The organism is Klebsiella sp. BIGb0399 (genome assembly GCF_003752615.1).
In the GTDB taxonomy this organism is placed as follows: Bacteria; Pseudomonadota; Gammaproteobacteria; order Enterobacterales; family Enterobacteriaceae; genus Klebsiella; species Klebsiella lignicola.
The window spans coordinates 510,948-516,947 of the sequence record NZ_RKHT01000008.1; the positions used below are offsets into that span (position 1 = coordinate 510,948).

Annotated in this window: 8 protein-coding genes; all 8 read left to right on the forward strand. The window is 52.0% G+C overall.

Annotated elements, in window-relative coordinates; all coding sequences use genetic code 11:
• The first annotated feature begins 250 nt into the window (after nucleotides 1-250).
• Nucleotides 251-973 (forward strand): transcriptional regulator, encoded by a 723-nt coding sequence (locus EDF82_RS20665; protein WP_004868391.1) that lies wholly within the window; start codon nucleotides 251-253, stop codon nucleotides 971-973.
• Entirely contained in the window at nucleotides 973-1,359 is a 387-nt protein-coding gene (gene tusD, locus EDF82_RS20670; protein WP_123757368.1) for a sulfurtransferase complex subunit TusD, read from the forward strand. The genes EDF82_RS20665 and tusD overlap by 1 nt, the downstream gene beginning before the upstream one ends.
• The gene (gene tusC, locus EDF82_RS20675) at nucleotides 1,359-1,718 is read left to right on the forward strand and encodes a sulfurtransferase complex subunit TusC (protein WP_123757369.1); all 360 of its coding nucleotides are present in this window, start codon (nucleotides 1,359-1,361) and stop codon (nucleotides 1,716-1,718) included. The genes tusD and tusC overlap by 1 nt, the downstream gene beginning before the upstream one ends.
• A 7-nt stretch (nucleotides 1,719-1,725) precedes the next feature.
• Nucleotides 1,726-2,013 (forward strand): sulfurtransferase complex subunit TusB, encoded by a 288-nt coding sequence (gene tusB, locus EDF82_RS20680; RefSeq protein WP_123757370.1) that lies wholly within the window; start codon nucleotides 1,726-1,728, stop codon nucleotides 2,011-2,013.
• 124 nt (nucleotides 2,014-2,137) lie between these two features.
• Entirely contained in the window at nucleotides 2,138-2,512 is a 375-nt protein-coding gene (gene rpsL, locus EDF82_RS20685; RefSeq protein WP_002920115.1) for a 30S ribosomal protein S12, read from the forward strand.
• 95 nt (nucleotides 2,513-2,607) lie between these two features.
• Complete coding sequence (gene rpsG, locus EDF82_RS20690) at nucleotides 2,608-3,078, forward strand: 30S ribosomal protein S7 (RefSeq protein WP_004106370.1); 471 nt, start codon at nucleotides 2,608-2,610, stop codon at nucleotides 3,076-3,078.
• A gap of 96 nt (nucleotides 3,079-3,174) precedes the next feature.
• Complete coding sequence (gene fusA / locus EDF82_RS20695) at nucleotides 3,175-5,289, forward strand: elongation factor G (RefSeq protein ID WP_123757371.1); 2,115 nt, start codon at nucleotides 3,175-3,177, stop codon at nucleotides 5,287-5,289.
• A gap of 70 nt (nucleotides 5,290-5,359) precedes the next feature.
• On the forward strand, nucleotides 5,360-6,000 hold a 641-nt coding region (locus EDF82_RS20700; RefSeq protein ID WP_123757372.1), incomplete at its 3' end, for a GTP-binding protein.

Here is a 6,000-nt window from a genome sequence, read left to right on the forward strand (position 1 = left end):
ATGATGATGAGCCTGCCCTGACGAGCTACACTTCATCCTTCAAGCTGCATCTACGTTGGCCGCACCCGCTAATATCGGTGACCATCGGAGTCAGCTCCGGGAATCATAAGAGACGTCGTGCCTCTTACTGAGCCAGCTTCTGGCTGGTCAAATTCGTTGCTGATGAATTTGTCCTGGACTTGTGCCGCAACGCACCTTGAATGATTTGGTGTAAAAAATGACAGGCTCCTGAAAAGGAGTGCTTTTTTTCATGTCCAGGTCGCTTTTAACCAACGAAACCAGTGAGCTTGACCTGCTGGATCAACGTCCTTTCGACCAGACCGACTTCGATATCCTCAAATCCTATGAAGCGGTGGTGGACGGGTTAGCGATGCTCATTGGTTCCCATTGTGAGATCGTGCTGCATTCCCTACAGGATTTGAAATGCTCCGCTATCCGCATCGCCAACGGTGAACATACCGGTCGCCAAATCGGCTCGCCTATTACCGACCTCGCGCTGCGGATGCTGCACGATATGACGGGTGCCGACAGCAGCGTTTCCAAATGTTACTTTACGCGGGCCAAAAGCGGCGTCCTGATGAAGTCGGTCACGATTGCTATCCGCAACCGCGAGCATCGGGTCATTGGTCTGCTGTGCATCAACATGAACCTCGATGTTCCGTTCTCCCAAATCATGAGCACCTTTATTCCGCCGGAAACGCCGGAGGTGAACTCGCAGGTGAACTTTGCATCGTCTGTTGATGACCTGGTCGCACAAACGCTTGAGTTCACGATTGAGGAAGTCAATGCGGACCGCAATGTGTCCAACAATGCCAAAAACCGCCAGATTGTCCTGAACCTCTACGAGAAAGGGATCTTTGATATCAAAGATGCCATTAACCAGGTCGCCGATCGGCTCAATATTTCCAAACATACGGTCTACCTCTACATTCGCCAGTTTAAGAGCGGCGATTTCCAGGGGCTGGATAAGTAATGCGTTTTGCCATTACGGTGACAGGCCCGGCCTACGGTACACAACAGGCCAGCAGTGCCTGGCAGTTTGCTCAGGCGGTTCTGCAAGAGGGTCATGAACTGGCCTGCATTTTTTTCTATCGTGAAGGTGTCTATAACGCTAACCAGCTGACGGCGCCTGCCAGCGATGAGTTTGACCTGGTGCGCGCGTGGCAACGCTTGCATGACGAACATGCGGTTGCTTTACACATTTGTGTTGCGGCTGCACTGCGCCGTGGCGTAACCGATGAGCGGGAAGCTCAGCAGCTAGGCTTGCCGGGCCATAATCTGCAGCCAGGGTTTACGTTGAGCGGCCTGGGCGCGCTGGCCGAAGCGTCTTTAACCTGCGATCGGATGGTGCAGTTCTGATGAAACGCGTGGCCTTTGTTTTTTCTTCCGCGCCGCACGGCACGGCTTCCGGCAGGGAAGGTCTGGATGCACTGCTGGCGACCTCTGCACTCACCGATGAGCTGGGCGTTTTCTTTGTTGGCGACGGTGTCTTTCAGCTGTTGCCGGGGCAAACCCCGTCAGCGGTGCTTGCCCGCGACTATATCGCCACCTTTAAGCTGCTGTCTTTGTATGACATCGACGCCTGCTGGATATGTGCGGCTTCCGTCCGTGACCGTGGTCTTGATGCAGCTACACCGTGGATTGTCGATGCTGAATGGCTGGAACCCGAGGCGCTACGCGCCCGGCTCGATGATTTCAACGTGATTCTGCGGTTTTGAGGTTCTGATGCTCCACACCTTAAGCGTTTCTCCCTGGCATGCCGATATCGCCACCATGCTCCGTCTGATGAACGCCGGGGATGACCTGCTGCTGTTATCGGATGGCGTCACTGCCGCCATCGCCGGTAGCCGCTTCCTTGAAATGTTGCAGTCTGCCCCCATAACCATTCATGTTCTGCAAGATGACATCGATGCCCGCGGGCTGACTGGTCAAATTTCAGACAGTGTCGTCAGGGTTGGCTATACTGATTTCGTCAGAATGTCGATCAAACATCCCGGGCAATTGGCCTGGTAATGACGGGATTGTTGTATATTTCTTGACACCTTTTCGGCACCGCCCTAAAATTCTGCGTCCTCATATTATATGAGGCGATTTATTACGTGTTTACGAAGCAAAAGCTAAAACCAGGAGCTATTTAATGGCAACAATTAACCAGCTGGTACGCAAACCACGCGCACGCAAAGTTGCAAAGAGCAACGTGCCTGCACTGGAAGCCTGCCCGCAGAAACGTGGCGTATGTACTCGTGTATATACCACCACTCCTAAAAAACCGAACTCCGCACTGCGTAAAGTTTGCCGTGTTCGTCTGACTAACGGTTTCGAAGTCACCTCCTACATCGGTGGTGAAGGTCACAACCTGCAGGAACACTCCGTGATCCTGATCCGTGGCGGTCGTGTTAAAGACCTTCCGGGTGTTCGTTACCACACCGTTCGTGGTGCGCTTGACTGCTCCGGCGTTAAAGACCGTAAGCAAGCTCGCTCCAAGTATGGCGTGAAGCGTCCTAAGGCTTAATGGTTCTCCGTTAAGTAAGGCCAAACGTTTTATATTAATGTCAAACTAAACTCTTTGAGTTTTGGACAATCCTGAATTAACAACGGAGTATTTCCATGCCACGTCGTCGCGTCATTGGTCAGCGTAAAATCCTTCCAGATCCTAAGTTCGGATCAGAACTGCTGGCAAAATTTGTCAACATCCTGATGGTAGATGGTAAAAAATCTACTGCAGAAGCAATCGTATACAGCGCGCTGGAGACCCTGGCTCAGCGTTCTGGTAAAAATGAACTGGAAGCTTTCGAAGTCGCTCTGGACAACGTCCGTCCGACCGTCGAAGTTAAGTCCCGCCGCGTAGGTGGTTCTACTTATCAGGTTCCAGTTGAAGTCCGTCCGGTTCGTCGTAATGCCCTGGCAATGCGTTGGATCGTAGAAGCTGCTCGTAAACGTGGTGATAAATCCATGGCTCTGCGTCTGGCGAACGAACTTTCTGACGCTGCAGACAACAAAGGTACTGCAGTTAAGAAACGTGAAGACGTTCACCGTATGGCAGAAGCCAACAAGGCGTTCGCACACTACCGTTGGTAATCCCTTCGGAGTCATAGTCACCAGGCGGGCGCTTCAGGTAAGTCGCCCGTACTGGATAACTTAACTGAACGCCTAAAGAAACAAACGAGGAATCAAATGGCTCGTACAACACCCATCGCACGCTACCGTAACATCGGTATCAGTGCGCACATCGACGCCGGTAAAACCACTACTACCGAACGTATTCTGTTCTACACCGGTGTAAACCACAAAATCGGTGAAGTTCATGACGGCGCAGCAACCATGGACTGGATGGAGCAGGAGCAGGAGCGTGGTATTACTATCACCTCCGCAGCGACTACTGCATTCTGGTCTGGTATGGCTAAGCAGTATGAACCGCATCGCGTTAACATCATCGACACCCCGGGGCACGTTGACTTCACCATCGAAGTAGAACGTTCCATGCGTGTGCTTGATGGTGCAGTAATGGTTTACTGCGCAGTTGGTGGTGTTCAGCCACAGTCTGAAACCGTATGGCGTCAGGCAAACAAATATAAAGTTCCGCGTATTGCGTTCGTTAACAAAATGGACCGCATGGGCGCGAACTTCCTGAAAGTTGTTGGTCAGATCAAATCCCGTCTGGGCGCGACTCCGGTTCCGCTGCAGCTGGCAATTGGTGCTGAAGAAGGTTTCACCGGTGTTGTTGACCTGGTGAAAATGAAAGCCATCAACTGGAACGAAGAAGACGCAGGCGTTACCTTCACTTATGAAGATATTCCGGCTGACATGCAGGATCTGGCTGATGAATGGCACCAGAACCTGATCGAGTCCGCTGCAGAAGCTTCAGAAGAGCTGATGGAGAAATACCTGGGTGGTGAAGAACTGACTGAAGAAGAGATCAAGAAAGCTCTGCGTCAGCGCGTTCTGAACAACGAAATCATCCTGGTAACCTGTGGTTCTGCGTTCAAGAACAAAGGTGTTCAGGCGATGCTGGATGCGGTAATTGATTACCTGCCATCCCCGGTTGATGTACCTGCGATCAACGGTATTCTGGACGACGGTAAAGACACTCCGGCTGAGCGTCACGCTAGCGATGACGAGCCGTTTGCTGCTCTGGCATTTAAAATTGCTACCGACCCGTTCGTGGGTAACCTGACCTTCTTCCGTGTGTACTCCGGTGTGGTTAACTCTGGTGATACCATCCTGAACTCCGTGAAATCCGCACGTGAGCGTTTCGGTCGTATCGTACAGATGCACGCTAACAAACGTGAAGAGATCAAAGAAGTTCGCGCGGGCGATATCGCCGCAGCTATCGGTCTGAAAGACGTAACTACTGGTGACACCCTGTGTAACCCAGATGCGCCGATCATTCTGGAGCGTATGGAATTCCCGGAGCCGGTAATCTCCATCGCTGTTGAACCGAAAACCAAAGCTGACCAGGAAAAAATGGGTCTGGCTCTGGGTCGTCTGGCTAAAGAAGACCCGTCATTCCGCGTATGGACTGACGAAGAATCTAACCAGACCATTATCGCCGGTATGGGTGAACTGCACCTCGACATCATCGTTGACCGTATGAAGCGTGAATTCAACGTTGAAGCGAACGTCGGTAAACCTCAGGTTGCTTACCGCGAAGCGATTCGCTCTAAAGTTACCGATATCGAAGGTAAACATGCTAAGCAGTCTGGTGGTCGCGGTCAGTATGGTCACGTTGTGATCGACATGTACCCACTGGAGCCGGGCTCAAATCCGAAAGGATACGAGTTCATCAACGACATCAAAGGTGGTGTAATTCCTGGCGAATACATCCCGGCCGTTGATAAAGGCATCCAGGAACAGCTGAAAGCTGGTCCGCTGGCAGGTTACCCGGTAGTTGATCTCGGTGTGCGTCTGCACTTCGGTTCTTACCATGACGTTGACTCCTCTGAGCTGGCGTTTAAACTGGCTGCTTCTATTGCCTTTAAAGATGGCTTTAAGAAAGCGAAACCAGTTCTGCTTGAGCCAATCATGAAGGTTGAAGTAGAGACTCCGGAAGAGAACACTGGTGATGTCATCGGTGACCTTAGCCGTCGTCGTGGTCAGCTGAAAGGCCAGGAATCTAACGCTACTGGCGTACAGATTCATGCTGAAGTTCCGCTGTCTGAAATGTTCGGATATGCAACTCAGCTGCGTTCTCTGACCAAAGGTCGTGCTTCTTACTCCATGGAGTTCCTGAAGTATGATGACGCGCCGAACAACGTTGCTCAGGCCGTAATTGAAGCCCGTGGTAAATAAGCCGTAGGGTTAAAACCAAAATCCCGTGCTCTCTCCTGATGGGGAGAGCACTATAGTAAGGAATATAGCCGTGTCTAAAGAAAAATTTGAACGTACAAAACCGCACGTCAACGTCGGTACTATCGGCCACGTTGACCATGGTAAAACTACTCTGACCGCTGCAATCACTACCGTTCTGGCTAAAACCTACGGTGGTTCTGCTCGTGCATTCGACCAGATCGATAACGCACCAGAAGAAAAAGCTCGTGGTATCACCATCAACACTTCCCACGTTGAATATGACACCCCGACTCGCCACTACGCACACGTAGACTGCCCGGGCCACGCCGACTATGTTAAAAACATGATCACCGGTGCTGCGCAGATGGACGGCGCGATCCTGGTTGTTGCTGCGACTGACGGCCCGATGCCGCAGACTCGTGAGCACATCCTGCTGGGTCGTCAGGTAGGCGTTCCTTACATCATCGTGTTCCTGAACAAATGCGACATGGTTGATGACGAAGAGCTGCTGGAACTGGTTGAGATGGAAGTGCGTGAGCTGCTGTCTCAGTACGACTTCCCGGGCGACGACACTCCGATCATCCGTGGTTCTGCTCTGAAAGCGCTGGAAGGCGACGCAGAGTGGGAAGCTAAGATCGTTGAGCTGGCTGGCTACCTGGATTCTTACATCCCGGAACCAGAGCGTGCGATTGACAAGCCGTTCCTGCTGCC

Excerpts from the sequence above, each read along its gene's own strand:
- tusC (WP_123757369.1), top strand. The coding sequence starts at position 1,359 with ATGAAACGCGTGGCCTTTGTTTTTTCTTCCGCGCCGCACGGCACGGCT.
- tusD (WP_123757368.1), top strand. The coding sequence starts at position 973 with ATGCGTTTTGCCATTACGGTGACAGGCCCGGCCTACGGTACACAACAG.
- tusB (WP_123757370.1), top strand. The coding sequence starts at position 1,726 with ATGCTCCACACCTTAAGCGTTTCTCCCTGGCATGCCGATATCGCCACC.
- EDF82_RS20665 (WP_004868391.1), top strand. The coding sequence starts at position 251 with ATGTCCAGGTCGCTTTTAACCAACGAAACCAGTGAGCTTGACCTGCTG.
- rpsL (WP_002920115.1), top strand. The coding sequence starts at position 2,138 with ATGGCAACAATTAACCAGCTGGTACGCAAACCACGCGCACGCAAAGTT.
- rpsG (WP_004106370.1), top strand. The coding sequence starts at position 2,608 with ATGCCACGTCGTCGCGTCATTGGTCAGCGTAAAATCCTTCCAGATCCT.
- fusA (WP_123757371.1), top strand. The coding sequence starts at position 3,175 with ATGGCTCGTACAACACCCATCGCACGCTACCGTAACATCGGTATCAGT.